Source organism: Rhodococcus ruber (assembly GCF_016804345.1).
Lineage (GTDB): Bacteria > Actinomycetota > Actinomycetes > Mycobacteriales > Mycobacteriaceae > Rhodococcus > Rhodococcus ruber.
This window is the reverse complement of sequence record NZ_CP044211.1, coordinates 357,790-380,528: the sequence shown is the minus strand read 5'-3', so window position 1 is coordinate 380,528 and position 22,739 is coordinate 357,790. Positions and strand designations below refer to the sequence as shown.

Sequence of the window (22,739 nt, the reverse complement as noted above, 5' to 3'; positions counted from 1 at the left end):
ATGCGCGCCGCGGCGGGGAAAGTCAAGAGCGGTGCTCACTTTTGTTGACAGTGCTCACGAATCTGGCAGGGTGAAAGCCATGACCGGAACCCCCCGCGCCCGCGCCCGCCGGCAGACGATGGCCGACATCCTGCGGATCGGCCGCGAACATCTCGCCACCCACGGCGCCGCCGCCCTGTCGTTGCGCGCCGTCGCCCGCGACCTCGGCGTCGTCTCCTCGGCGGTGTACCGCTACGTCGCGAGCCGCGACGAACTGCTGACCCTCCTCGTCGTCGACGGCTACACCGAACTCGCCGACACCGTCGACGACGCGCTCGCCGACGTCGCCGTCGATGCCCACGCCGAACAGTTCCGCGTCCTCGGCCGCGCGGTGCGCACCTGGGCGCTACGCGAACCCGCGCGCTACGCCCTGCTGTTCGGCAGTCCGGTTCCCGGGTACCACGCTCCCGCAGAGCAGACCACGGGCCCGGGCACCCGCGTCGTCGTCCGGCTCCTCCGCATCCTCGACGCCGCACACGCCGCCGGCGCCCTCCACGTCCCGGCCACCGTTGCCGTCCCGGACGGCCTCACCACCGATCTCGGCCGGATCCGCGCCGCACTCGGTTCCGGTGTCCCCGACGCGGTCCTGGCCCGCGGTGTGCTGGTCTGGGCCGCCCTGTTCGGGGCCGTGAACTTCGAGGTCTTCGGCCAGTACGGCACCGACTCCTTCACCGAACCCGGGCAGTTGTTCGACCATCACCTCGCGGTGCTCGCCGAGACCGTCGGTCTCTCCTGAACGTCTCCCCGCCTTGCCGCCACGCCGCGTCGGCGACGGTGGGATGATGTCGGGGTGGCGCAGCATCAGGACGAACCCGAGGACCGCACGGCACCGGCGACACCGGCCGTCCGACCCGGAACGCTGCTCGTGTCGGCCACCGATCTCGTCGAGCCGACCTTCCGGCGAACAGTCGTCTACATCATCGAGCACGGGGACGTGGGCAGTCTCGGCGTGGTGCTCAACCGCACCAGCGACACTGCGGTCCAAGCCGTGTTGCCGCAGTGGACGGAGCTCAGCGCCGCACCCAAGGCGCTCTACGTAGGCGGTCCCGTCCGGCGGGACTCGGCTCTGTGCCTGGGTACGCTGCGCGTCGGCGTCTCGGTCGAGGGGGTGCCGGGGGTGCGCCGGATCGACGGGCGGGTGGTCATGATCGACCTCGACTCCGATCCGGCCGTCATCGGCCCGCTCGTCGAAGGCATCCGCATCTTCGCCGGCTACGCCGGGTGGAGCGCCGGGCAGCTCGACGGCGAGCTCGACAACGACGACTGGATGGTCATCTCCGCCCTCCCCCAGGACATCCTCGGGCCGCCCCGGGTCGACCTGTGGGCGCGGGTGCTGCGCCGGCAGCCGCTGCCGCTCGCGCTGCTGGCCACCCACCCCATCGAGGTCGAGCGGAACTGAGACCGGCTATCCCCGCGTCCGCACACTCAACCGTGTCCGGTCCGCGCGGAAGAGGTCGACGGAGTACTCGACAGGGCTGTCGCCCTGGTCGTACCCGATCCGCTCCAGCCTCAGCAGGGCGGTATTGACGGGTTGGTCGAGTAATCCGCCGGTCTGCGCGGTGGCGCTGGCCAACTCGATGGACTCCTCCGTCGCGGCGATTGTGATCCCGAACTCGGACCGGAGAGTCTCGTAGATCGAGGTCAGTGCCGTGCCGAGTATCGGTTGGACGCCGCGCAGGTACATGCGCTCCAGCGAGAGGGTGTCACCATCGGCGAACCGCAGGCGCAGCAGCGACACCACCGGATTCCCGGCGGGTATGCGCAGGATCTCGCGCACCTGGGGGGTCGGTGCGACCAGTTCCGCCGACAGTACCCGGGTACCGTCTTGGAATCCCTGCTCGTGCAGCATCTGAGGAACGCCCTTGACGGTATTGAGATTGCGGGCGAGTCGCCGTCCCGGTCCCGCATCGAACCCTGCTTCCCTGTCCGAGACGATCCCCACGAGATAGGCTCCACCCGTCCGGCCCCGCACACGCCGTACCAGGCCGTCTCGTTCGAGGCGGTCGATCGCCTTCCGGATCGTGGTCCGAGAGGTCCCCAACCGCGTCGCGAGTTCGCGTTCCGGGGGCAGCTTCTCGACCGAACGCTCACGCAACTCCGTGGTCAGCCGTACTAGCGCCGCGTGCGCGTGCTCCGAAACCTGCATGGCTACCTCACATGACGAAAGCGTGATCCATGGATCATCTTGCAGTCCGTGATGCACAGCAAGTCGGGTCCACGGATCGGTGCGAGCCGGCACACGACAATAAGTGATCGGGCAGATGAGCGCGCCAGGATTGCGCCTCCGAAAAGAACCAGTAATGGTACACCCCGCAAGTGTTGCCTTCGACACATTTGGCGATCTAACGTGATGCAGGACACAGGAATCGGATGATTCGGCGACGGGTGGACGGAGGGAGGCGACCGACATGGAGCCCGACATCGGCTGTCTACGGCCACCGGTCGGTCGGCAACCGTCGACGGCGACCTGTTCGCCTCGGAAGCAGGCTGCCTGCGCCGACCGATACCCGCTGTAACGGACATTCGACGCGCCGTCCGGCGGCGCGAGCAGTGATGTTACATCCGCTTCACATTCGGTGGACGGACCAGAAATGGTCCACACCGAGGATTGTCCATATCCGAACAGCGCTCCCAGGGCGTGCCGGATCCAGGTCAGTGAAGGGAACATGCGATGCACAACCATCTTTCGCCTACAGCCGAGAGCGCGCTGTCGATCACTCGGGACGCCGGCGAGGTGGCTCGGAAGTGGTTCGAGACCAGCGGAATACAGGTCGAGACGAAGTTCGATGGATCACCCGTCACCCGAGCCGACCGCGAGGTGGAGGACGTCTTCCGTTCGAGTCTGCGCGAGCTCTTCCCCGACGACGGGATCTTCGGCGAAGAGTTCGGTGAGGTCGAAGGGACCAGCGGCAATCGGTGGATCATCGATCCCATCGACGGCACCAAGTCGTTCGTCCACGCGGTTCCCCTCTACGGAAACCTGCTCGCCTACGAGCGATCCGGCGAGATCGTTTTCGGTGCAATGAACTTCCCGAGTATCGATGTGATGGTCTACGCCGAGAAGGGAAAGGGATGCTGGCGCAACGACGTCAGGGTCAACGTCTCCGAGCGCGGAAGCCTCGACGGTGCCTATCTCATGGCCACGTGGCTCGAGGACTGGAAGCCCGAGACGATCCGCGACCTCATCGATCGTGGCGTCGTCCTCCGGACGTGGGGTGACGCTTTCGGATACGCCATGGTGGCCAGTGGTCACGCCGACGTGGTCGTCGACTACACCACCCAACCGTACGACCTCGCACCTATGCCGGTGATCATATCCGAGGCCGGTGGCCGGTTCACGGCGCTCGACGGACGGCCCGGATACGACCGGGGTACGGGTATCGCATCCAACGGCCTCCTGCACGAGGCCGTCCTGAAACTGGTGAACTGAGGAATCTGAGATGAAGGACTTCATTCGAAATCTCGAACAACGGACCGTCAAGACCGTGTTCGGCGGAATTTACATAACAGCATTGGCTTTCGCATTGGTTCCGGTGCTGTATCTGTGGGGCAGCGGAGTCGATACGACGATATTCGGAATCCCGTTCAGCGTCCTGTACTGGATCGCGAACGGACTCGTTCTCGGATTCGGCCTGTGGGGCCTCTACATCGTCGAGGACATCCGTGGTGAGCTCGACGAAAGCGTAGCTCCCGCAGAGTCTTCAGTGAAGGGACAGTGACATGGCGATCATGCTCGGTATGCTGGCGGTCTTCTATGCCGTCGTCATCTACATCCTCTACCGCACCCAGCAGAAGCAGAAGCCGACCTTCGACGAGTACTCCGTGGGTGGGCGCTCGTACGGTCCGTGGTACGTCGCCATGTGCTATGTCAACTCCTGGTGGCCGGGATCGGTGTTCATCGCTTTCTTCGGCATGGCGGCCGGGGCCGGGGTCTTCGGGTTCTACGGACTCGCCTATTCGAGTCTCGGCGTGGCGATGATGTACTTCATGGCTACCCGGGCCTGGCGCTGGGGCGCGCGGTACGACCTGCGCTCACAGCCCGATCTCATGGGCCTGCGGTTCGACTCGCGTGCCGTCAAGGTCGTCGCCAGTGTGATCGGGATCGTGTCGGTGTTCCCCTGGGTGGTTCTCGGAATGCAAGCTCTCGGAGAGGTATTCGAGATCGCGAGCGAGGGACGGTGGTCCATCACCGCGTGCCTGCTCATCGGTCTCGCGGTCATCGTGATCCGTCAGTACTGGACGGTGAAGATGGGCATGCGCGGGCTGATCATGACAGACATGTTCCAGGGCGTGGTGGCTTACGTCTTCGCCGCAATCGTGTGCCTGCTCCTGCTCCTCGGCGTCGGCGACGGGCCGCTCAGCTTCTCGGCCCTGTCGAACGTGCCGGCCGAGGTGCTGCGGGTTCCCGGCGACGGAGACGGTTACGGACCCTTCTACCTGTTCAGTTTGATCTTCACCGGTGTCGTGGGATCGCTGTGCTGGCCGATGAGCTTCCAGCGGATCTATACCGCCTCGGGCGTACGCGCGGTCAAGGCCGGCACCATCCGGACTGTCCTGATCTCCGGTGTGTTCTACACGCTGCTGATGCTGCTCGGTGTCGCGGCCACCACCATGCCGGAGGTCTACTCGGATCCGCAGGCCGGATGGTTCACCATCATGGAGTCCTACGGCGGCACCTGGCTTCTCGGGCTCGGCGTGACGATGGTCTTCGCCGCATCGATGGGACACATCGACGGCAGCGTCCAGGTCTGCGGTCTGCAGATCGCCAACGACCTGATCAACTCCGAGAAGCGTCCGCTGACGGACAACCAGCTCACCTACGTCGCCAAGACCAGCATGGTCGTGTTCATGGGCCTCGCCGCGGTAGTGGCCTACCTGACCTTCGACATGACGCGGCTCCAGTTGCTCGCACAGATCTCGTACCAGGGCATCGTCCAGATCGCGATCCCGTTGTTCCTCGGCATCTTCTGGCGGGGCGGAAACAAGTACGGTGCGGTCGCCGGCATGGTGTCCGGTTTCGTGGTCGCGCTCGTGCTCACGGTGGTGTACCCGGACGACATCGCGGGCCTGGGAAGCCTCACCGGTGGTGTCGTGGGTATGGTCGTGAATCTGCTTGTCTACCTCGTTGTCTCGGCCTTCGCTGGGACCAGCGAGGCGGAGAAGCGTCGGGTCGACGAGATGTTCGCCGTCGCCACCCGGCCGGTCGCCGTCGGTGCCGAGACGCCGGAGCCCGCCCTCTCGGTGGCCTTCGAGGTACCGTCCGCCACTCCTGCGACGGGAACCGCACATGCCTGAGCACGACGACTTCCTCGACGACTTCACGGCCTGGTCTCGGTTCGGGGCGACCGCGGGGGGCGGGCTGCACCGCCTCGCCGCGAGCGAGGAGCACGCCACGGCTCGGCGGTGGCTGACCGACTGGCTCACCGCACGGGGCTTCACCGTTCGAATTGACGCCGTAGGCAACCTCTTCGGCCTCCTCGAGTGGGTGCCCGGTGCCCCGTACGTCCTCGTCGGCTCCCATTCGGACAGCCAGCCGTCTGCCGGTCGCTTCGACGGGGCTTACGGCGTCCTCGCTGCCGCGCACGCGGCCACCGGGGTCGACGGTGCGGTCGCGGCCGGCCAGTTCGCTCCCGTGGTCAACGTCGCGGTAGTGGACTGGTTCAACGAGGAAGGGGCCCGTTTCCAGCCGAGTCTGATGGGCAGTGGCGGGTACGTCGGCAGGTACACGGTCGACCAGATCCTCGAGCGCCGGGACCTGGACGGCGTATCCGTCAGGGAAGCCTTGACGAACATCGGTTTCCACGGTTCGGACGAACCGCCTGATGCGGTGGCGTACGCGGAGGTGCACATCGAGCAGGGCCGCGAGCTCGAGAAGACGGGTACCGACATCGGGGTGGTCACCGCCAACTGGGCGGTCCGGAAGTACACCGTCGTCGTCCACGGCGAGCAGGCCCACACCGGTGCGACCTCGATGGCGGATCGTCGCGATGCGCTGGTCGGCGCGGCACGGGTCGTCCTGGCGGTCCGAGCCGTCGCGTCCGGCCATGTACCGGATGCGGTGCTCTCCTCGGTGGGCCGGTTCGTCATCGAGCCCAACTCCCCCGTCGTGGTGCCGTCCCGGGTTCGTATCGACGTCGACATCCGCTCGAGCGATGCCGGCACCCTCGAGAAGGCGCACGCCGAGTTCGTGCAGGCCCTCGCCGCGATCACCGACGAGGGCGAGGTCACGGTAGAGATCGTCGCGTGCGCACTGCGGCCGTCCACGCCGTACCCGGCGGCCGGAGTCGAACTTACGGAGGCAGTGGTCGCCGAGGCCGGATACACGTCCCGGCGGATGCTCACCCGCGCGGGACACGACTCGATCAGCCTGAAGGACGTCGTTCCGACGGTGATGCTCTTCGTACCGAGTTCGAACGGCATCTCACACAACGAGTCCGAGTTCACCGAGGACGCCGACCTGCTGCGCGGCCTCGACGTCCTGAGCGCAGTGGTCCGGAACCTGACGGCCGGTGCGCTGCTGTCGGACGAAGCGAGGGAGGTGGCAGCCCGATGACCGGGGTGATTCCACAAGAAGCGGCACAGGTCCGCGCCGCGTACCGGGCAGGGGAACTGACCCCCGTCGACGTTCTCGACGCGACCCTCGCCCACATCGATCGGGTGGATCCGGTGATCAACGCCGTCGCCCACCTGGATGAGGTCGGGGCCCGGGCGTCGGCCGAGGCGTCCGCCGCCCGATGGGCGGCCGGATGCCCTCTCGGTGATCTCGACGGTATCCCGGTGACGATCAAGGACAGCATCAACGCGATCGGGATGCCGTGGCGGCACGGCTCGAAGGCCCACGCGACGGTCCCCGACGCCATGGTGGACGCCCCACCGGCCGCCCGACTGAAGGAAGCCGGCGCGGTGATCGTCGGCAAGACCACGATGCCGGACTTCGGCATGATGGCCGCGGGCGTGAGCTCCCTCTACGGGATCGTGCGCAACCCCTGGAATCCGGCACGCAACACCGGCGGCTCCAGTGCCGGTGCGGGCGCCGCGCTGGCGGCCGGCATCGGGTATGCCGCCGTCGGAACCGACATCGCGGGATCGGTACGCCTGCCCGCGGCGCACTGCGGTCTCGTGGCTCTGAAGCCCACCCAGGGGCGGATCCCGCACGCTCCGGCATCGACCATGCGATCCGCGGGTCCGATGGCCCGCACCGTCGACGAGGTCGTCGACCTGTATCGGGTGATCAGCCGCCCGGACCCGCGGGACACGTGGTCGCTCCCGCCGGAGGCCGACGACACGCTCGACGTCGAACTGTCCCCCGCCGGACTGCGGATCGGTGTCCTCACCGACATGGGACACGGGCACCCCCTCGACGAGCGGGTCCTGTCGGTCGTCGGTGACGCGGCGGCGGCATTGCAGGACGGTGGTGCCGCCGTGGCTGCGGTACCGCCACCGTTCGCCGTGGATCCCTATCCTGCCCTCGACCGCGTCTTCCAGGTTCGGGCGCGGGCCGAATGGGAGACCCTGCCCGAGGAGTGCCGGCACCTGGTCCTGCCCGCGGTCGCCGACTGGGCTGCCGCCGCGGCGGACCGCAGCGCAGTGCAGTACGCCGCCGACCTCGCGAGGGTGGATGCGTCCCAGGCGAGGCTGCAGTCCGCGCTCGCCGATTACGATTTCGTGCTCGCGCCGGTGATCCCGACACCGGGATTCGCCGCGGACGAGGTGGGCCTGTACCCGGACCGACCACTCGCACACTGCACCTATACGGCCTGGTTCAACCAGACCGGCCAGCCCGCGTCGACCCTCTGCTTCGGATTCGTCGACGAGTGTCCGGTCGCAGTCCAGATCGTCGGAGCACGCTTCGACGATCAGAGGCTGCTCCGCCTCACCCGGTGGCTCGAGCGTCACCGGCCGTTCCCGATGAGCTGGCCACGCCACGTGGTGGCTGTTCCGACAGGAGGATCCCGGTGAGTATTGCCGAACAGGTGCACGCCCTCGGGCTGTGGGAAGGGGCGGAGCTCGAACTGGACAGCTCGCCCACGATGGCCAGCCCCAGCTGGTGGGGAGCCGATTCCGAACGCTACAGCGTGCGGGCCGCTGTGGACACGCGAGCGCGTGTCACCGGCTACGTGAAGGTGATGGAACCGCACGCGCGCGGCTACGTCGATCTCGCCGCGTCCTTCGAGGCCGCGACCGCCGCGGGCGATGCCGGTCTCGGTCCTGCGGTGTACGCCGCCGATCCGGAATCGGGCCTGCTGGTGATGGAGGACTTCACGGGACGGTCCCGCACTGCAACCCTCGACCGCTTCGGCTCGGCCGAGGCGATCGCCCCACTCGTCGAGCTGCGCAAGAGGGTGCATTCTCTGGCGGCGTTCTCGCGAACCGCCAGTGTGTTCGACGACATCCGCGACGCGCTGCGGGTGGCTCGGGCCGCATCGGCGGCCCTTCCGCAGGATCTGCCGTGGATGCTGCGGACCCTGTCCGATGCCGAGCAGCGCATCGAGGCGGCGGGATACGATCTCGTCCCTGCCCACGGCGACGGCAACGTCTCCAACGTCCTCGTCCCCGAGGGTGGCGGCCTCCTTCTCGTCGACTGGGACTGCGCCGCGATGATGGATCCGCTGCAGGATCTCGGTACTCTCCTGGGGGAACTGTGTCCGCACGACCGCGACGCCCGCGTAGTGTTCGAAATGTTCTGGCGTTCCTGGGACTACAGTCTGTTCGATCGGGCCCGGGTCTACGGCATCGCGGACAGCCTCCGCTGGGCACTGATCGGTGCCTACTGCGACGCGATGCGTCCGGGCACCCACGAGTACTCGAAGTTCTCGGACTGGCAGTTCCTGAGGGCACGAGCGGGGCTGCGCGACCCCCACTTCGACGACCGCATCCGCAATCTGTGAGGAGACGACGATGACCACACTCTCCACCCCGCTCGCCCGGGACGATCGCCCCATGGGCAGCGCCCGCACCCCCGCCGAACGGGTGGTCGAGGATGCCCTGTCGTCCGTATCGCAGTGGCAGGGGCGCGGCTTGTACTACGCCCCTGTGACGGGCGGCCTCCAGAACAGTAATTGGCGGATCACTCTGGAAGGCAGTAATACCCGCTACTTCATGAAGATCCCCGGCGCGGGAAGCGAGGCGTTCGTCGACCGCACCGTTGCCAACGAAATGGGCCGCCGAGCGGGGGCACTGGGAATCGGCCCCGAGGTGGTCCGGTTCGATCCCGCTTCCGGAATCGAGATCATCGAGTTCCTGGAGGGATATCGGGCCTGCACCAACGGCGACCTCAAGCGCGACGACATACCGCTACGGATCGTGGACCTGTACCGGACGCTGCATCCGTCCGGGCTGCTGAGCCGGACGAAGACGATCTTCGACATGGTCGACGAGCATCTCGAACAGGCACACAGTCTCGGGGTGACGTTGCCGGTGGACTGGGCGGTGGTCGAGCGGGAGTACCGGGCGGCGAAATCGGCCGTGCTGGCCTCGGGTCTAGACCTGGTTCCGTGCCACAACGACCCCATGCCGGGCAACTTCCTGTACTCGGAGTCCGGGCCACTGAAGCTCGTGGACTACGAGTTCGCGTCCAACAACGATCGCGCCTACGAGATTGCCGTTCTCACCACCGAGATGTTCTTCGACGACCGTCGGATCCACGACATGGTCGAGGCCTACTACGGCACCGCGGAATGGTCGGTGGTGTCCCGCGTGCAGGTCTGCGGGGTCCTCGCCGACGTCAAGTGGGGATTGTGGGGATGTGTGAACAACAAACTCAGCGATGCATGGGACTTCGACTACCACAAGTACGGACTCTGGAAGCTCATGCGCGCCCGTACGAAGATGGCGGATCCGAGGTGGGGCCTGTGGCTGGCCTCCCTGTGAAGACTGTGTCCACCCAGCAGACCTCCCCTGTCGAGGTCAACGGCTTCGCCTTCGACGACATCCACGGCCTGCCTCCGCAGCTGCGAGGCCTCGTCCGGCGCCGGCGGCAGGTGCTCGGCAGCGCCACGCCGCTGCTGTACCGCACACCCCTGCATCCGGTTGCCGGTAGTGGAGTATGGCTCGAGGACGGCGACGGAAACCGCTTCCTCGACATGTACAACAACGTGGCGAGCGTGGGGCACTGTCACCCTCGGGTGACCGCGGCCGTCACCGAGCAGCTCCGGCTGCTGAACACCCACACCCGTTACCTGCACGACGGGATCGTCGACTACGCCGAGGATCTGCTCGGCACCTTCCCGGATCCGCTCGCGGTGGCGATGTTCACCTGTACTGGTTCCGAGGCCAACGACCTGGCGCTGCAACTGGCCCGGCAAGCCACGGGCCGGCACGGCATCGTCGTCACCGAGAGCGCCTACCACGGCAACACCACCGCCGTCGCGGCATGCTCCCCGTCGATCTCCCGGACGGTGGAACCTTGGATTCGGGTGGTCCCGGCACCGAATGCGTATCGTGTCGACACCGACGATCTCGGAGCCTGGTTTGCCGCGCAGGTCGCCGAACAGATCCACGACCTCGAGCAGTCCGGGTACGGGTTCGCCGCCCTGCTCGTCGACACCGTCTTCTCGTCCGACGGGATCCTTCCGGATCCCGCTCCCTTCCTGAAACCTGCCGCGGACGTGGTGCGCGGCGGGGGTGGGCTGCTCCTGGCCGACGAGGTGCAGCCCGGTTTCGGCCGCCTCGGTCACGGCATGTGGGGTTTCCGACGGCACGACATCGTCCCGGACATCGTCACCCTCGGCAAACCCATGGGCAACGGAATGCCCGTCGCCGCCACGATCACCTCTCGCGACGTCGTCGCGGAAACCGGATCGAAGGTCAAGTACTTCAACACCTTCGGAGGAAATCCGGTGTCGATGGCAGCCGCACAGGCCGTGCTCGACGTGATCCGCGACGAGCAGCTGATCGAGGTCGCCCACGAGCGCGGTGCCGCACTGCGCACCGGATTGCGGACGATCGAGCGCACGACCGCGTCGATCGGAGACGTCCGCGGCGCCGGCCTGTTCCTGGGTGTCGAGATCGTCGCGGACGCCGATACCCGGTATCCGGACGCCGATACGGCCCTGACGATGGTGAACCGGATGCGCGACCGCGGGATCCTGATCTCCGTAGCCGGCGCTCACGGCAACGTCCTCAAGATCCGTCCGCCGCTGCCGCTCACCTCGGCCGACGTCGACCACTTCCTCGACGTCTTCGCCCGGACCGTCGCCGAGGTGACGTCGTGACGGTGTACCGCCGACGAGCGGCCGGACGCACGTACGAATTCCACGGGCTCGTCGATCTGCTGGCGAAGGCGACCCCCCGCCGTTCGGGCGACGAGCTGGCCGGATGCGCGGCAGGATCCGACGGCGAACGCGCGGCCGCGCAGTGGGCCCTGGCCGAGCTGCCACTGACGACCTTCCTCGAGGAACCGGTCGTGCCGTACGAGACGGACGAGGTCACCCGCCTGATCCTGGACACCCACGATGCGGCAGCATTCTCCTCGATCGGCCACCTGACCGTGGGCGGCTTCCGGGACTGGTTGCTCACCACGGCGGCACGGACGGATGCCGCGGGCCGCCTTGCCGCGGTCGGTCCCGGTCTGACCCCGGAGATGGTCGCGGCGGTCTCCAAGATCATGCGCAACCAGGATCTGATCGCGGTTGCGAGGGCAGTCACCGTCGTCTCGGCGTTCCGCACCACCGTCGGACTGCCCGGCCGGCTCGCCACCCGCCTGCAACCGAACCATCCCACCGACGACCCGCGCGGCATCGCCGCCGCGACTCTCGACGGGCTCCTGCTGGGTTGCGGAGACGCCGTGATCGGCATCAATCCGGCGAGCGATTCGCCGCGTGCCGCCGCGGACCTGCTGTACCTGCTCGACGAGGTTCGACTGCGCTACGACATCCCCGTGCAATCCTGCGTGTTGACCCACGTGAGCACCACCATCGACCTGGCTGCCCGTGGTGTACCCGTCGACCTGGTGTTCCAATCGGTCGCCGGCACGGAGGGGGCCAACCGCAGCTTCGGCGTGGACCTGCAGCTACTGCGGGAGGGCAACGAGGCCGGCAAGTCTCTGCGACGTGGAACGGTCGGGAACAACGTCATGTACCTCGAGACCGGGCAGGGTTCGGCACTGTCGTCGGGCACCCATCTGGGAACCGGGGGCCGGCCCGTGGACCAGCAGACACTCGAGGCACGCGCCTATGCGGTCGCCCGGACGCTCGACCCCCTCCTGGTCAACACGGTCGTCGGCTTCATCGGACCCGAGTACCTCTACGACGGCAAGCAGATCATTCGCGCGGGGCTCGAGGATCACTTCTGCGGCAAACTGCTCGGGCTGCCCATGGGCGTGGATATCTGTTACACGAACCACGCGGAGGCGGATCAGGACGACATGGACACCCTGCTCACCTTGTTGTCCGCCGCCGGCACAGCCTTCGTCATCACGGTGCCCGGCGCCGACGACGTCATGCTCGGTTACCAGAGCCTGTCGTTCCACGACGCGCTCTACGCTCGCGAGCTCATGGGGCTGCGTCCCGCACCGGAATTCGATCGATGGTTGCGGGCGCACGGCATGGCCGACGCGACCGGCCGGATCTTGCCCGTCGACCCGCATTCTTCTCCGCTGCGAGCACTGGCATCCCCGGGAGTACGCGGATGAACGACGACTTCTGGACACCCCTGCGCGCGCTCACCCGGGCACGCATCGGGCTGGGGCGGAACGGGAACGGTCTGCCCACCCCGCGTCTGCTCGAGGTCGCGGAGGCCCACGCCCGGGCGCGCGACGCGGTCCATGCGCCGCTCGACCTCGCGGAGCTGAATCCGCAGATCTCCGCCGTCGGAATCGGTGAGCCCATCCATGTGGCGAGCCGCGCACGGGATCGGTCCGTCTACCTGCGCCGCCCCGATCTCGGCAGGACCCCGGCCGACCTGTCTCCGGTGCCGCACACCGATGCCGACATCGGTGTCGTCCTGTGCGACGGTCTGTCGTCCACGGCCCTGGCCGCACACGGGCCGGGGTTGCTCGCCGAACTGGCCACCGCGCTGACGCCCGGCCTGACGTTCGCGCCGCCCGTCGTTGCGACCCAGGCGCGGGTGGCGATCGGGGACCACGTGGGCGCTGCCCTGGGTGTGTCCACGGTGGTGGTCCTCATCGGGGAACGTCCCGGCCTGTCGGTGGCCGACAGTCTCGGGGTGTACCTGACGCATCGTCCCCGGCCGGGGCGGACCGACGCCGAGCGCAACTGCGTGTCCAACATCCATCCCCCGGACGGGCTCGATCTCGCCCATGCCGCCCGGGTCGTGGCATCCCTCGTCCAGGGAGCGCGTCGGCTCGGCAGGTCCGGGGTGCAGCTGAAGGACACCTCGCGCGAGACAGCCTTGGAGTGAGGCTCAGTGCGCGAAGTGCTGCTCGCTGGAGTGCCGGAGCGGACCCTCCTTGCGCAATTCGGTACACACCCGTTCGATGTCGGCGAACAGCTGTCGCGCGAGGTCGGCACTGAACCCCTCCCGGACCACGATCCGCAGGACCGCAACCCCCTCGGCGTCGGCCGGCATGGTGTACGCGGGCACCTGCCAGCCGCCCGCCCGCAGTTCGTGCGAGACGTCGAACACGGTGAACCCCGGATCGCCGGTCAGCTCGAATGCGATCACCGGGATGGCGGTACCGTCGGAGATCACGCGCATCCCCTCCAGCCCGGCGAGCTGCTCGGCCAGGCGGCTCGCGGTCGAGCGCAGCGTCTCCATCACCCGGCGATACCCGTCGCGGCCGAGCCGCAGGAAGTTGTAGTACTGGCCGACGATCTGGTTTCCCGGCCGTGAGAAGTTCAGGGTGAAGGTGGGCATGTCGCCGCCGAGGTAGTTGACCCGGAAGACCAGTTCCTCGGGCAGGTGTTCCTTGTCGCGCCACACCACGAATCCGATGCCCGGGTAGGTCAGTCCGTACTTGTGGCCGCTGACGTTGATCGACACCACGCGCGGCACCCGGAAGTCCCACTTCAGTTTCGGCTGCAGGAACGGCACGACGAATCCCCCGCTGGCCGCATCCACGTGCAGCGGCACGTCGGGACCGCCCGAAGTGGCCACGTCGTCGAGCGTGGCGGCGATCTCGGCGACCGGCTCGAGCTCGCCGGTGTACGTTGTGCCGAGAATCGCGACCACCCCGATCGTGTTCTCGTCCACCGCCTCTCGCACCTGTTCCGGGGTGACGACGTACCGCCCGGGTTCCATGGGCAGATACTTCGCCTCCACGTCGAAGTAGCGGCAGAACTTCTCCCACACCACCTGAACGTTGCTGCCCAGCACCAGGTTCGGGCGTGCAGTGTCCTGTCCCGCCGCCTGCCGCCGGGCCCGCCAGCGCCACTTGAGTGCCAGCCCGGCGAGCATCACCGCCTCGCTCGAGCCGATCGTGGACACACCCGTCGCCGTACCCGGGTCGACGTCGGACAGCCCCGGCGCGTGGAACAGGTCGGCGACCATCGCCACGCAGCGCTCCTCCATCGCCGACGTCGCCGGATACTCGTCCTTGTCGATGAGGTTCTTGTCGAACGTCTCGGCCATGAGCACGTCGGCCTGCGGCTCCATCCACGTGGTGACGAACGTCGCGAGATTCAGCCGCGAACTGCCGTCGAGCATCAGTTCGTCGTGGATGTACCGGTACGCCTCCGCCGGGTCCATCGAGTGCGCCGGCAGCCGCAGCGCCGGAACCGGCTCGCTGTCGATGCGCCCGGTGTACGCCGGTGCGAGGACTCCGTCCGGGTGCAACCGCTTCCGATGGCTCACGTCGGCCTCCGTACTCGTCGGCAATCGCTGTACTCGTCGGCAATCGCTCCCATTAGACCGGATCGGCCACGCACTCGCGGCGTGTTCGGGAAGCGGTATCCGCCGGCCGGTGGTCAGCGACGGTCGGCGAGCGCATTCAGCGCGCCGGCCATGCGTTCCGCCTGCGCCGCAGTGACGGTGAACTCCTGCCCACCGGCGACGGTGAGCACCAGCGCGGGACCCGTGATCGTGACGAGGCCGTACCGGCCCCGCCCCTTGGCGCGCAGTCCCCACCCGCCCCAGTCCTGGAAGGGGCGGACGTGCGCGACCCGCGCGCCGACGATTTCGTCGAGGTCGTAGTCCACCGCCGTCATTCGCAGGTTCTGCACCCGCACGCCCGTGTCGTCGACGACGACGCGGAACCGCAGCAGGCTCAGCACGAGAACGGCGACCGGCAGGAAGATCGCCAGCGGCCACCAGCTGCGCGCCGCGCCGCACACGACGACGGCCGGTGCCACCACCAGCGCCGCCAGCACCACAGTGGTGCGCGTCCCGGTGCCGACCTGTTCGACGATCGGCAGCTCGACCGGCCCGCGCGGCAGCGCCGGATCCGGGCGGGCGGCTGCCGGCCGCCGGACCCGGTGATCCCGCAACCGGGACGCGCCGAACACCCCGACGGCGACGCCGAGCGCGACGCCCGCGCCGATGCTCCACATCGGCAGCTGTGCCTGTTCGGCCGGGGTGTCCAGTTGGCTCGCGAGCACCGTCACACCCAGGGTGGACAGCAGACCGGTCACGCCGAGACCGAGCACCAGCATGTAGCGGCGCATCAGCAGCATCGCGGGGGCTAGCGCCGCGATCGCGCTGCAGCCGCCGCCGACCAGCAGGATCACCAGCGCCACCGTCCACGAGAACGAGACCGGGTCCGAGAATCCGTCCGGCCCGGACCCGGACCAGTGCGTGGCGATCCGTGGGGGCAGCCGCGATTCCCACATTCGAGTCAGCAGCAGTGTCGCCGCGGCGGCGACGAGAGGCAGGCCCAGGCCGAACAGGGCCCCGGCGGGGTCGATCACGCGGCGGGTGGTCACGGCCCCAGCGTAGGGAAACGGCATCACCGGCGACCCCCTCGAACGGGGGATTGAGGGCCGGAGCCCGGGGTTGCAGGCTCGTAGAGAGAACTCGAGCACGACAGGATCGAGGCCGACATGACCACCACCGGATCCACTGCCCTGACCGACGACGACATGGTCGTGATGACGCTGCTGCACGCGGCCTTCCGGCGCGACGTCGGACGCCTGGCGAACGTGGCACAGACCTACGGCACCGAGACCGACGAGGTCCACGACGCGCTGCTCGTCGGCTGGCACGGCTTCAGCCGGGAACTGCACCACCATCACCGGATCGAGGACACGCACATCTGGCCGCTGATGCGCCGCAGGCTCGCCGACCGGCCGGACGATCTCGCGGTGCTCGACGACATGGAGGCCGAGCACTCTCTCATCGATCCGACGCTCGCCGCACTCGAGGAAGCGTTCGACGATCGGGAGCACGGGCCGGAGCAGGTGCCTCATCGCATCGACGACCTCGTCGGACTGCTGCGGTCGCACCTCGCGCACGAGGAGCGCGACGCTTTCCCCCTCATCCGGGAGGTGATCACCACGCAGGAATGGCACGCCCTGTCCACAGCGGCGGTGAAGGAACTCTCCTACAGCGAGATCGCGCAGGTCGGCCCGTACGTCGTCGACGGCGCCACGCCCGAGCAGGCTCGTCTGGTCCTGAGTGAACTGCCGGTGCCCCTGCGGCTCGTCCACCGCTTCTGGTGGAACCCGCGCTACCAGCGTGTACGCCGCTGGGGGTGAGGCGGTCCCCGCGCGCCGGCGTCAGTTCACCGAGGCCGGCCGCGGCGGCCGCTCGAAGAAGCCGTCGGCGCCGACGGGCGTGCCCAGACGGGGCACGTACTCGGTGTGTGCGAGCTTGGCGACCAGGGTCGCGCGGCTGTTGACGCCGGTCTTGGCGAACACGGCCTTCAGATGGTCCTGCACGGTGTACGGGCTGATGCCCAGCACGCGGGCGATCTCGTGACGGGTCCTGCCGGCGAGAAGCAAAGCGAGCACCTCGGATTCGCGGCGGGTCAGTCCGTGTGCTGCCGCCACCAGGGTGACGATCTCGGGGAGCTGCGCCCGTTCCACGGTCATCAGCACCCGCCGGGGCGGATGCTCGCTGTCGAATCGTCCGACGCGGATCACGAGCCATTCCCCGTCGAGGGTGCGGGCCCGCAGGACCGTGGCATCCGCCCCCGAACGCCGCAGCCACAGTGCCGCCGACACCGCGGGCGCAGCGGCTTCGGGATTGCCGGGCGGGCCCCAGCCGAGTCGTTCGAAGTACTCGAGGGCGGCGGCGGTGATCGACTCGAACTCGTCGTCGGGTCCGACGACCGCCACCGCCGGTCCGTCCGGGCCCGGGGCCTGGGCATGTGCGCTGCTGCGGAACAACGTGGTGCGCAACCCTTCCCCGATGTCGATGAGGACGGCGCCCAGAGTGTCGAGTTCCTCGTCGGCGAACTCCGAGCCCGGTCGCCTGGCCATCGTGCACGCGCCCCAGCACGCCCCGTCGCGACCGCGGAAGAGCATGCGCACCTCGTCGTGCATGCCGCTCGGCGCAAGCACGTCGGCGTAGTGGCGGCTGCTCGTCACGTGGTCGCCCGTCACCTCCCGGAGCGTGCGGATGGGGACCGCCCGGCCCAGCAACGAGCCGAAGCCGCTCGGCACCGGATCGGGACCGTACTCGAGTTCCAGGGCCGTCGCGTACACCCGCGGGGTCTCGTAACCGCGAGTCGTCAGCGCGGTGGGGATCAGCACCGCGGGATCGGTGGTGGCCAGGCAGACACCGTCGTAGGGCACCCGGGCGCGGATCGCGTCCAGGACGACCTCCCGGAACTCGGTCGAGTCCGTCGCCGCGGCGGCCGCATCGCGGATCGTGGACCTCAATCGGGCGCCGGCCAGTGCCGGGGTCACCCTGTCAGTATCGCGTCCGAACGCGCGCTCGGGAACCCTCCCGCAGATTCCTGCGCTCGGGCGGTGACAATGCGCCCGCCGCTGCGCTCGGGCGGTGACAATGCGCCCGCCGCTGCGCTCGGGCGGTGACGTCGCGCCCGCCGCTGCGCTCGGGCGGTGACGTCGCACCCGCCGCTGCGCTCGGACGGTGACGTCGCACCCGCCGCTGCGCTCGGGCGGTGGGGGTTCGCTCAGGCGGTCGGCTCGCAGGCGCCGCGCAGGCTGCACGCCCCGCACGACGTGCCGCAGCCGGCGGTCTCGGCCGGAGCGCTGGCTGCCGCGACGCGGGCACCGATGGAACCGCCGACACCGGCGGTGAAGAAGGCGGCGATACCGGCACCCACGACGGCGATCAGGCCCGGGACCGTGTCGAGCGTGAGCGCGCCCACGCCGCCGAGGACGAGCAGGCCCGCCGCACCGAGCTGACTGGGAGCCGCGACCTTGTTGGCCAGGGCGAACGTCTCCTCGTCGCGCAGGGCCTCCGCGGTACGCACACCCGCCCACCGGTTGCGCGGCAGCCGTCCGGTCAGACCCGCGACGGCGACCCCGGCGACGACGAGAGCGAGCACGAACAGTACGAGGGCGACGATCAACACCCCTCGAGGATACGTGGGAGACGCAGCCGCTGGTCGGGCCGGGGCAGGCCACGCTCTACCCTGGTCGGAGGTAACCGACGTCAGCCAAGTAGATAGCGACCACCGTGACTCGTCCTGTGCAGCCCTCCACCTCGTCGTCCGACGCCACCCCGCAGCACCGATACACCGCCGATCTCGCCGGCCGGATCGAGCAGCGGTGGCAGGATCAGTGGCGCGAGCGTGGCACGTTCAACGCGCCGAATCCGGTCGGCCCGCTCGCCGGCGACGTCCCCGAGGACAAGCTGTTCGTGCAGGACATGTTCCCCTACCCGTCGGGGTCCGGCCTGCACGTCGGGCATCCGCTCGGCTACATCGCCACCGACGTCTACGCCCGGTACCACCGCATGCTGGGGCACAACGTCCTGCACACGCTCGGCTACGACGCGTTCGGACTGCCGGCCGAGCAGTACGCGGTGCAGACCGGCACGCACCCGCGCACCACGACCGAGGCCAACATCGAGAACATGCAGCGGCAGCTGCGCCGGCTGGGGCTGGGCCACGACGAGCGGCGCTCGGTCGCCACGACGGACGTCGACTTCTACCACTGGACCCAGTGGATCTTCCTGACGATCTACAACGCCTGGTACGACCCGGAGCAGAACCGGGCGCGCCGCATCGACGAGCTCGCCGCCGAACTCGACGCCGGCGCCCGCACGCTCGCGGACGGACGCGACTGGGCGTCGCTGTCGAAGGCCGAGCGGCTCGCCGCCCTCGACGAGTACCGGCTGGTGTACCGCTCGGATTCCCTCGTCAACTGGTGCCCGGGTCTGGGCACGGTGCTGGCCAACGAGGAGGTCACCGCCGACGGCCGCTCCGAGCGCGGCAACTTCCCGGTGTTCCGCAAGCACCTGCAGCAGTGGATGATGCGGATCACCGCCTACTCCGACCGTCTCATCGACGACCTCGAGTACCTGGACTGGCCCGAGAAGGTCAAGACCATGCAGCGCAACTGGATCGGGCGCTCGCACGGAGCGCAGGTGAAGTTCGCGGTGCGGGGCGCCGGCGATGCGGAGACCGGCCGCGACATCGAGGTGTTCACCACCCGCCCCGACACCCTGTTCGGTGCCACCTACGTCACGCTGGCGCCCGAGCACGCGCTCGTCGACGAGATCGTCGCCGGTGCGTGGCCGGAGGGGGTCGACGAGCGCTGGACCGGTGGCGCCGCCACCCCGGCCGAGGCCGTCGCCGCTTACCGGGCGTCGATCGCCGCGAAGTCGGATCTCGAGCGGCAGGAGAGCAAGGAGAAGACCGGCGTCTTCGTCGGCGCCTACGCCGTCAACCCGGTGAACGGGCAGTCGCTGCCGGTGTTCATCGCGGACTACGTGCTCACCGGGTACGGCACGGGCGCGATCATGGCCGTGCCCGGTCACGATCAGCGCGACTGGGAGTTCGCCACCGCGTTCGGCCTGCCGATCGTGGAAGTGATTGCGGGCGGTGATATCTCGCAGGAGGCGTACACCGGCGACGGAACGCTCGTGAATTCCGGCGAGCTGAACGGGCTGAGCGTCGCCGACGCGAAGAAGGCGATCATCGCGAGGCTCGAGGAGTCCGGCGCGGGCACCGGCACCATCCAGTACAAGCTGCGGGACTGGCTGTTCGCGCGGCAGCGGTACTGGGGCGAGCCGTTCCCCATCGTCTACGACGCCGACGGCAACCCGCACGCCCTGCCGGAGTCGGCTCTGCCGGTGGAACTTCCGGACGTCGAGGACTACGCGCCGGTGTCGTTCGATCCCGAGGACGCGAGTTCGGAGCCGTCGCCGCCGCTGGCCAAGGCCGAGGAGTGGGTGAACGTCGAGCTCGACCTCGGTGACGGGCTGCAGCACTACACCCGCGACACCAACGTGATGCCGCAGTGGGCCGGCAGCTCGTGGTACCAGCTCCGCTACATCGACCCGACGAACAGCGACGAGTTCTGCGCCAAGGAGAACGAGGCGTACTGGACCGGTCCGCGTCCGCAGATCCACGGCCCGCACGACCCCGGCGGGGTCGACCTGTACGTCGGCGGTGTCGAGCACGCCGTGCTGCACCTGCTGTACGCGCGGTTCTGGCACAAGGTGCTGTTCGACCTCGGCTACGTCACCTCGTCCGAGCCGTACCGGCGCCTGTTCAACCAGGGCTACATCCAGGCGTACGCCTACACCGATTCGCGTGGCGTGTACGTGCCGGCCGAGGAGGTCGAGGAGCGCGACGGGAAGTTCCTCTACCGGGGCGAGGAGGTGCACCGCGAGTACGGCAAGATGGGCAAGTCCCTGAAGAACTCCGTCGGGCCGGACCAGATCTGCGACGACTACGGCGCCGACACGCTGCGGGTGTACGAGATGTCGATGGGCCCGCTGGACCAGTCCCGGCCGTGGGCGACCAAGGACGTCGTCGGTGCGCAGCGGTTCCTGCAGCGGGTGTGGCGGGCCGCGATCGACGAGGAGGCCGGCACGCTGCGGGTCACCGACGCCGAGCCGACCGACGAGACGCGGCGTGCCCTCAACAAGGCGATCGCGGGCGTGTCCGACGACTACGCGGGCCTGCGCGACAACACTGCCATCGCCAAGCTGATCGAGTACACCAACCACCTCACCAAGGCGTACCCGGACGGGGCGCCGCGGACGGCGGTGGAACCGCTCGTGCTCATGCTGGCGCCCGTCGCCCCGCACCTCGCCGAGGAACTGTGGTCGCGGCTCGGGCACACCGAGTCGCTCGCGCACGGCCCGTTCCCCGTCGCGGACGAGAAGTGGCTCGTCGAGGACACGGTCGAGTACCCGATCCAGGTCAACGGCAAGGTGCGCAGCCGCATCACCGTGCCGGCCGACGCGGCGCGGGAAGCGATCGAGGCGGCCGCCCTCGCGGACGAGAAGATCGCCGCCCTCCTCGAGGGCGCGGCACCCCGGAAGGTGATCGTCGTACCGGGCAAGATGGTGAACGTGGTCAGGTAGTCGACCGGTCCGTTCTCGGGAGCGCACCGCGTGGCATGCCACAATGCGCGCATGAACGCACCCGATACCGAGCGGTCTCTTCCCGACCTCGCGGCCGTCCGTGCCGCTATCGACGGACTCGACGCGAAACTGGTCGAATTGCTCTGTGAGCGTGAGGCTCTGGTGCGCCGCGCAGCCGAACTGAAGTCCACCGCGGCGGAGGTCGCGGCGCCCGACCGGGCCCTGCTCGTGATCCGGCGCGCGGCCGAGGCGGCGGCCGCGCGGGGAGCAGACCCCGCTGTCGCGGAAGCGGTGTTCACGGCGATGGTGCAGTCCTTCGTCGCGCTCGAGCTGCGCGCGCACGCCGGCGAATCCTGACGGCGACCCGGTCGCGCCGGAGCGGGCCGCCGACCGCCCTCACCCGTCCGGCGAGCGGCGGCCGTCCCCGGCGGCCCGGCCGCCTTCCGCGACGTCCCGGCCGCCGTCCCGGCAACCGGCGCCGGACGAGCGCTGACGTGCCGGCGCCCGCGACCGTGTGCTCATCGGCCGCCCACCGCGATCCGTGAGTGGACGAAATCGACGACGTCGTCGAGAACCTCGTCGCGGTTGGTCTCGTTGAAGATCTCGTGCCGCGCCCCGGGGTAGACCTTCGACGTCGACTGCGGGCCGGCGAACGTCGCCCAGCCCTCGCGGCTGCCCCCGAGGGGGACGAGCCCGTCGTCCTCGCCGTGGAGCCACAGCACGGGCACGTCGCCGACGGTGCCCGCGGCGGTGATCGTGTCGAGGCAGTGTTGCAGCGCCTCGACGGTGGGGCGCTTGAAGGGACCGTGCCACACGAGTGGGTCGTCCACGTACGCGCGGCCCACCTCCGGGTCGCGTGACAGAGTCGACGGGTCGATGGGGGCCTCGGGGATCTCCTCCGCCGCGAGTATCGCTTCGAGCGCGGGCCAGCGGCCCAGCACCGGGCCGGACAGGACCACCGCGGCGAGTTCGGAGCCGTAGCGCTGCGCGTACCGGGCGGCGATCATCCCGCCCATCGAGTGCCCGACGAGCACCACCGGCAGGCCGGGATGATCGCTGCGGGCCGTGGCGTCGAGCAGGCGGAAGTCGTCGACGACCCGCTCGAAGTCCTCGATCAGGACGCGTTCGCCCTCGCTGAGCCCGTGCCCTGTGTGGTCGACGGCGTAGACCACCGCACCGTCGGCGACCAGCCGGGTGGCCACGTATTCGTAGCGTCCGGCGTGCTCGCCGTAGCCGTGGCACAGCAGCACGACGTACCGGGGGTGGTCGTGGACCCAGCACCGGGCGGCCAGGGTGCCGGCATGCCCCGGCAGGGGGAAGGTGGTGGTCTCGTTCATCGAGGCTCCTCGGGGTGT

General features: G+C 68.9%; 22 protein-coding genes. 15 read left to right on the top strand and 7 right to left on the bottom strand.

Going from position 1 to position 22,739, the window contains the following annotated elements; all coding sequences use genetic code 11:
- The first annotated feature begins 79 nt into the window (after window positions 1-79).
- Both F1734_RS01780 and F1734_RS01775 read left to right on the top strand, forming a co-directional pair.
- Window positions 80-775, top strand: coding sequence for a TetR/AcrR family transcriptional regulator (locus tag F1734_RS01780; RefSeq protein WP_203011285.1), 696 nt, complete (start codon window positions 80-82; stop codon window positions 773-775).
- Between the two features lie 54 nt (window positions 776-829).
- Window positions 830-1,438, top strand: a complete 609-nt coding sequence (locus F1734_RS01775; RefSeq protein WP_010595408.1) for a YqgE/AlgH family protein — start codon at window positions 830-832, stop codon at window positions 1,436-1,438.
- 6 nt (window positions 1,439-1,444) lie between these two features.
- Here F1734_RS01775 and F1734_RS01770 read toward each other — a convergent pair whose 3' ends face one another.
- The gene (locus tag F1734_RS01770) at window positions 1,445-2,242 is read right to left on the bottom strand and encodes a GntR family transcriptional regulator (protein ID WP_159105359.1); all 798 of its coding nucleotides are present in this window, start codon (window positions 2,240-2,242) and stop codon (window positions 1,445-1,447) included.
- 468 nt (window positions 2,243-2,710) lie between these two features.
- Here F1734_RS01770 and F1734_RS01765 point away from each other — a divergent pair, with 468 nt between their 5' ends.
- Genes F1734_RS01765 through eutC form a run of 10 tightly spaced genes read left to right on the top strand, consistent with a single transcriptional unit; the run spans window position 2,711 to window position 13,398 of the window.
- Window positions 2,711-3,469: an inositol monophosphatase family protein gene (locus F1734_RS01765; RefSeq protein ID WP_064066697.1), complete on the top strand. Its 759-nt coding sequence runs from the start codon at window positions 2,711-2,713 to the stop codon at window positions 3,467-3,469.
- Window positions 3,470-3,479: 10 nt separating this feature from the next.
- On the top strand, window positions 3,480-3,758 hold the full coding sequence (locus F1734_RS01760; protein WP_064066696.1) for a hypothetical protein: 279 nt from the start codon (window positions 3,480-3,482) through the stop codon (window positions 3,756-3,758).
- Between the two features lies 1 nt (window position 3,759).
- Window positions 3,760-5,334 carry a sodium:solute symporter family protein gene (locus F1734_RS01755; protein WP_203011284.1) on the top strand — a complete coding sequence of 525 codons (1,575 nt, stop codon included), beginning with the start codon at window positions 3,760-3,762 and terminating at the stop codon, window positions 5,332-5,334.
- Entirely contained in the window at window positions 5,327-6,592 is a 1,266-nt protein-coding gene (locus tag F1734_RS01750; RefSeq protein WP_064066694.1) for a M20 family metallo-hydrolase, read from the top strand. The genes F1734_RS01755 and F1734_RS01750 overlap by 8 nt, the downstream gene beginning before the upstream one ends.
- Window positions 6,589-7,998 (top strand): amidase, encoded by a 1,410-nt coding sequence (locus tag F1734_RS01745; protein ID WP_064066693.1) that lies wholly within the window; start codon window positions 6,589-6,591, stop codon window positions 7,996-7,998. The genes F1734_RS01750 and F1734_RS01745 overlap by 4 nt, the downstream gene beginning before the upstream one ends.
- Window positions 7,995-8,927, top strand: coding sequence for a phosphotransferase family protein (locus F1734_RS01740; RefSeq protein ID WP_082900332.1), 933 nt, complete (start codon window positions 7,995-7,997; stop codon window positions 8,925-8,927). Before F1734_RS01745 ends, F1734_RS01740 begins: the two co-directional genes overlap by 4 nt.
- A gap of 10 nt (window positions 8,928-8,937) precedes the next feature.
- Window positions 8,938-9,909, top strand: a complete 972-nt coding sequence (locus F1734_RS01735; RefSeq protein ID WP_082900331.1) for a choline kinase family protein — start codon at window positions 8,938-8,940, stop codon at window positions 9,907-9,909.
- Between the two features lie 59 nt (window positions 9,910-9,968).
- Complete coding sequence (locus tag F1734_RS01730; RefSeq protein ID WP_420803907.1) at window positions 9,969-11,252, top strand: aspartate aminotransferase family protein; 1,284 nt, start codon at window positions 9,969-9,971, stop codon at window positions 11,250-11,252.
- A complete protein-coding gene (locus tag F1734_RS01725; protein ID WP_064066692.1) occupies window positions 11,249-12,670 on the top strand; it encodes an ethanolamine ammonia-lyase subunit EutB in 1,422 nt (473 codons plus the stop codon). Before F1734_RS01730 ends, F1734_RS01725 begins: the two co-directional genes overlap by 4 nt.
- Window positions 12,667-13,398 (top strand): ethanolamine ammonia-lyase subunit EutC, encoded by a 732-nt coding sequence (gene eutC, locus F1734_RS01720; RefSeq protein WP_064066691.1) that lies wholly within the window; start codon window positions 12,667-12,669, stop codon window positions 13,396-13,398. Before F1734_RS01725 ends, eutC begins: the two co-directional genes overlap by 4 nt.
- Window positions 13,399-13,401: 3 nt before the next feature.
- Here eutC and gad read toward each other — a convergent pair whose 3' ends face one another.
- Both gad and F1734_RS01710 read right to left on the bottom strand, forming a co-directional pair.
- The gene (gene gad, locus F1734_RS01715; RefSeq protein ID WP_203011282.1) at window positions 13,402-14,790 is read right to left on the bottom strand and encodes a glutamate decarboxylase; all 1,389 of its coding nucleotides are present in this window, start codon (window positions 14,788-14,790) and stop codon (window positions 13,402-13,404) included.
- Window positions 14,791-14,903: 113 nt separating this feature from the next.
- A complete protein-coding gene (locus F1734_RS01710; RefSeq protein WP_203011281.1) occupies window positions 14,904-15,857 on the bottom strand; it encodes a DUF1648 domain-containing protein in 954 nt (317 codons plus the stop codon).
- Between the two features lie 117 nt (window positions 15,858-15,974).
- On the opposite strand from F1734_RS01710, the gene F1734_RS01705 reads away from it, so the two are divergent.
- Window positions 15,975-16,628 (top strand): hemerythrin domain-containing protein, encoded by a 654-nt coding sequence (locus F1734_RS01705; RefSeq protein WP_048771184.1) that lies wholly within the window; start codon window positions 15,975-15,977, stop codon window positions 16,626-16,628.
- Between the two features lie 21 nt (window positions 16,629-16,649).
- On the opposite strand, the gene F1734_RS01700 is transcribed toward F1734_RS01705, so the two are convergent.
- Together F1734_RS01700 and F1734_RS01695 are read right to left on the bottom strand one after the other, a co-directional pair.
- Window positions 16,650-17,783, bottom strand: a complete 1,134-nt coding sequence (locus F1734_RS01700; RefSeq protein WP_048771186.1) for a response regulator transcription factor — start codon at window positions 17,781-17,783, stop codon at window positions 16,650-16,652.
- 230 nt (window positions 17,784-18,013) lie between these two features.
- Window positions 18,014-18,418, bottom strand: a complete 405-nt coding sequence (locus tag F1734_RS01695) for an SdpI family protein (RefSeq protein WP_010595402.1) — start codon at window positions 18,416-18,418, stop codon at window positions 18,014-18,016.
- A gap of 104 nt (window positions 18,419-18,522) precedes the next feature.
- Here F1734_RS01695 and leuS point away from each other — a divergent pair, with 104 nt between their 5' ends.
- The gene (gene leuS, locus F1734_RS01690) at window positions 18,523-21,384 is read left to right on the top strand and encodes a leucine--tRNA ligase (protein ID WP_124258699.1); all 2,862 of its coding nucleotides are present in this window, start codon (window positions 18,523-18,525) and stop codon (window positions 21,382-21,384) included.
- Between the two features lie 51 nt (window positions 21,385-21,435).
- Window positions 21,436-21,741: a chorismate mutase gene (locus F1734_RS01685; RefSeq protein ID WP_010595400.1), complete on the top strand. Its 306-nt coding sequence runs from the start codon at window positions 21,436-21,438 to the stop codon at window positions 21,739-21,741.
- 39 nt (window positions 21,742-21,780) lie between these two features.
- Here the strand turns inward: F1734_RS01685 and F1734_RS26405 are convergent, their stop codons facing one another.
- Window positions 21,781-21,906 carry a hypothetical protein gene (locus F1734_RS26405; protein ID WP_274382440.1) on the bottom strand — a complete coding sequence of 42 codons (126 nt, stop codon included), beginning with the start codon at window positions 21,904-21,906 and terminating at the stop codon, window positions 21,781-21,783.
- The gene (locus F1734_RS01680; RefSeq protein ID WP_203011280.1) at window positions 21,903-22,721 is read right to left on the bottom strand and encodes an alpha/beta hydrolase; all 819 of its coding nucleotides are present in this window, start codon (window positions 22,719-22,721) and stop codon (window positions 21,903-21,905) included. Before F1734_RS01680 ends, F1734_RS26405 begins: the two co-directional genes overlap by 4 nt.
- Between the last annotated feature and the right edge of the window lie 18 nt (window positions 22,722-22,739).

Excerpts from the sequence above, each read along its gene's own strand:
- F1734_RS01750 (WP_064066694.1), top strand. The coding sequence starts at position 5,327 with ATGCCTGAGCACGACGACTTCCTCGACGACTTCACGGCCTGGTCTCGG.
- F1734_RS26405 (WP_274382440.1), bottom strand. The coding sequence starts at position 21,906 with ATGAGCACACGGTCGCGGGCGCCGGCACGTCAGCGCTCGTCCGGCGCC.
- F1734_RS01685 (WP_010595400.1), top strand. The coding sequence starts at position 21,436 with ATGAACGCACCCGATACCGAGCGGTCTCTTCCCGACCTCGCGGCCGTC.
- F1734_RS01735 (WP_082900331.1), top strand. The coding sequence starts at position 8,938 with ATGACCACACTCTCCACCCCGCTCGCCCGGGACGATCGCCCCATGGGC.
- F1734_RS01765 (WP_064066697.1), top strand. The coding sequence starts at position 2,711 with ATGCACAACCATCTTTCGCCTACAGCCGAGAGCGCGCTGTCGATCACT.
- eutC (WP_064066691.1), top strand. The coding sequence starts at position 12,667 with ATGAACGACGACTTCTGGACACCCCTGCGCGCGCTCACCCGGGCACGC.
- F1734_RS01745 (WP_064066693.1), top strand. The coding sequence starts at position 6,589 with ATGACCGGGGTGATTCCACAAGAAGCGGCACAGGTCCGCGCCGCGTAC.
- F1734_RS01760 (WP_064066696.1), top strand. The coding sequence starts at position 3,480 with ATGAAGGACTTCATTCGAAATCTCGAACAACGGACCGTCAAGACCGTG.
- F1734_RS01755 (WP_203011284.1), top strand. The coding sequence starts at position 3,760 with ATGGCGATCATGCTCGGTATGCTGGCGGTCTTCTATGCCGTCGTCATC.
- F1734_RS01780 (WP_203011285.1), top strand. The coding sequence starts at position 80 with ATGACCGGAACCCCCCGCGCCCGCGCCCGCCGGCAGACGATGGCCGAC.
- F1734_RS01705 (WP_048771184.1), top strand. The coding sequence starts at position 15,975 with ATGACCACCACCGGATCCACTGCCCTGACCGACGACGACATGGTCGTG.
- F1734_RS01680 (WP_203011280.1), bottom strand. The coding sequence starts at position 22,721 with ATGAACGAGACCACCACCTTCCCCCTGCCGGGGCATGCCGGCACCCTG.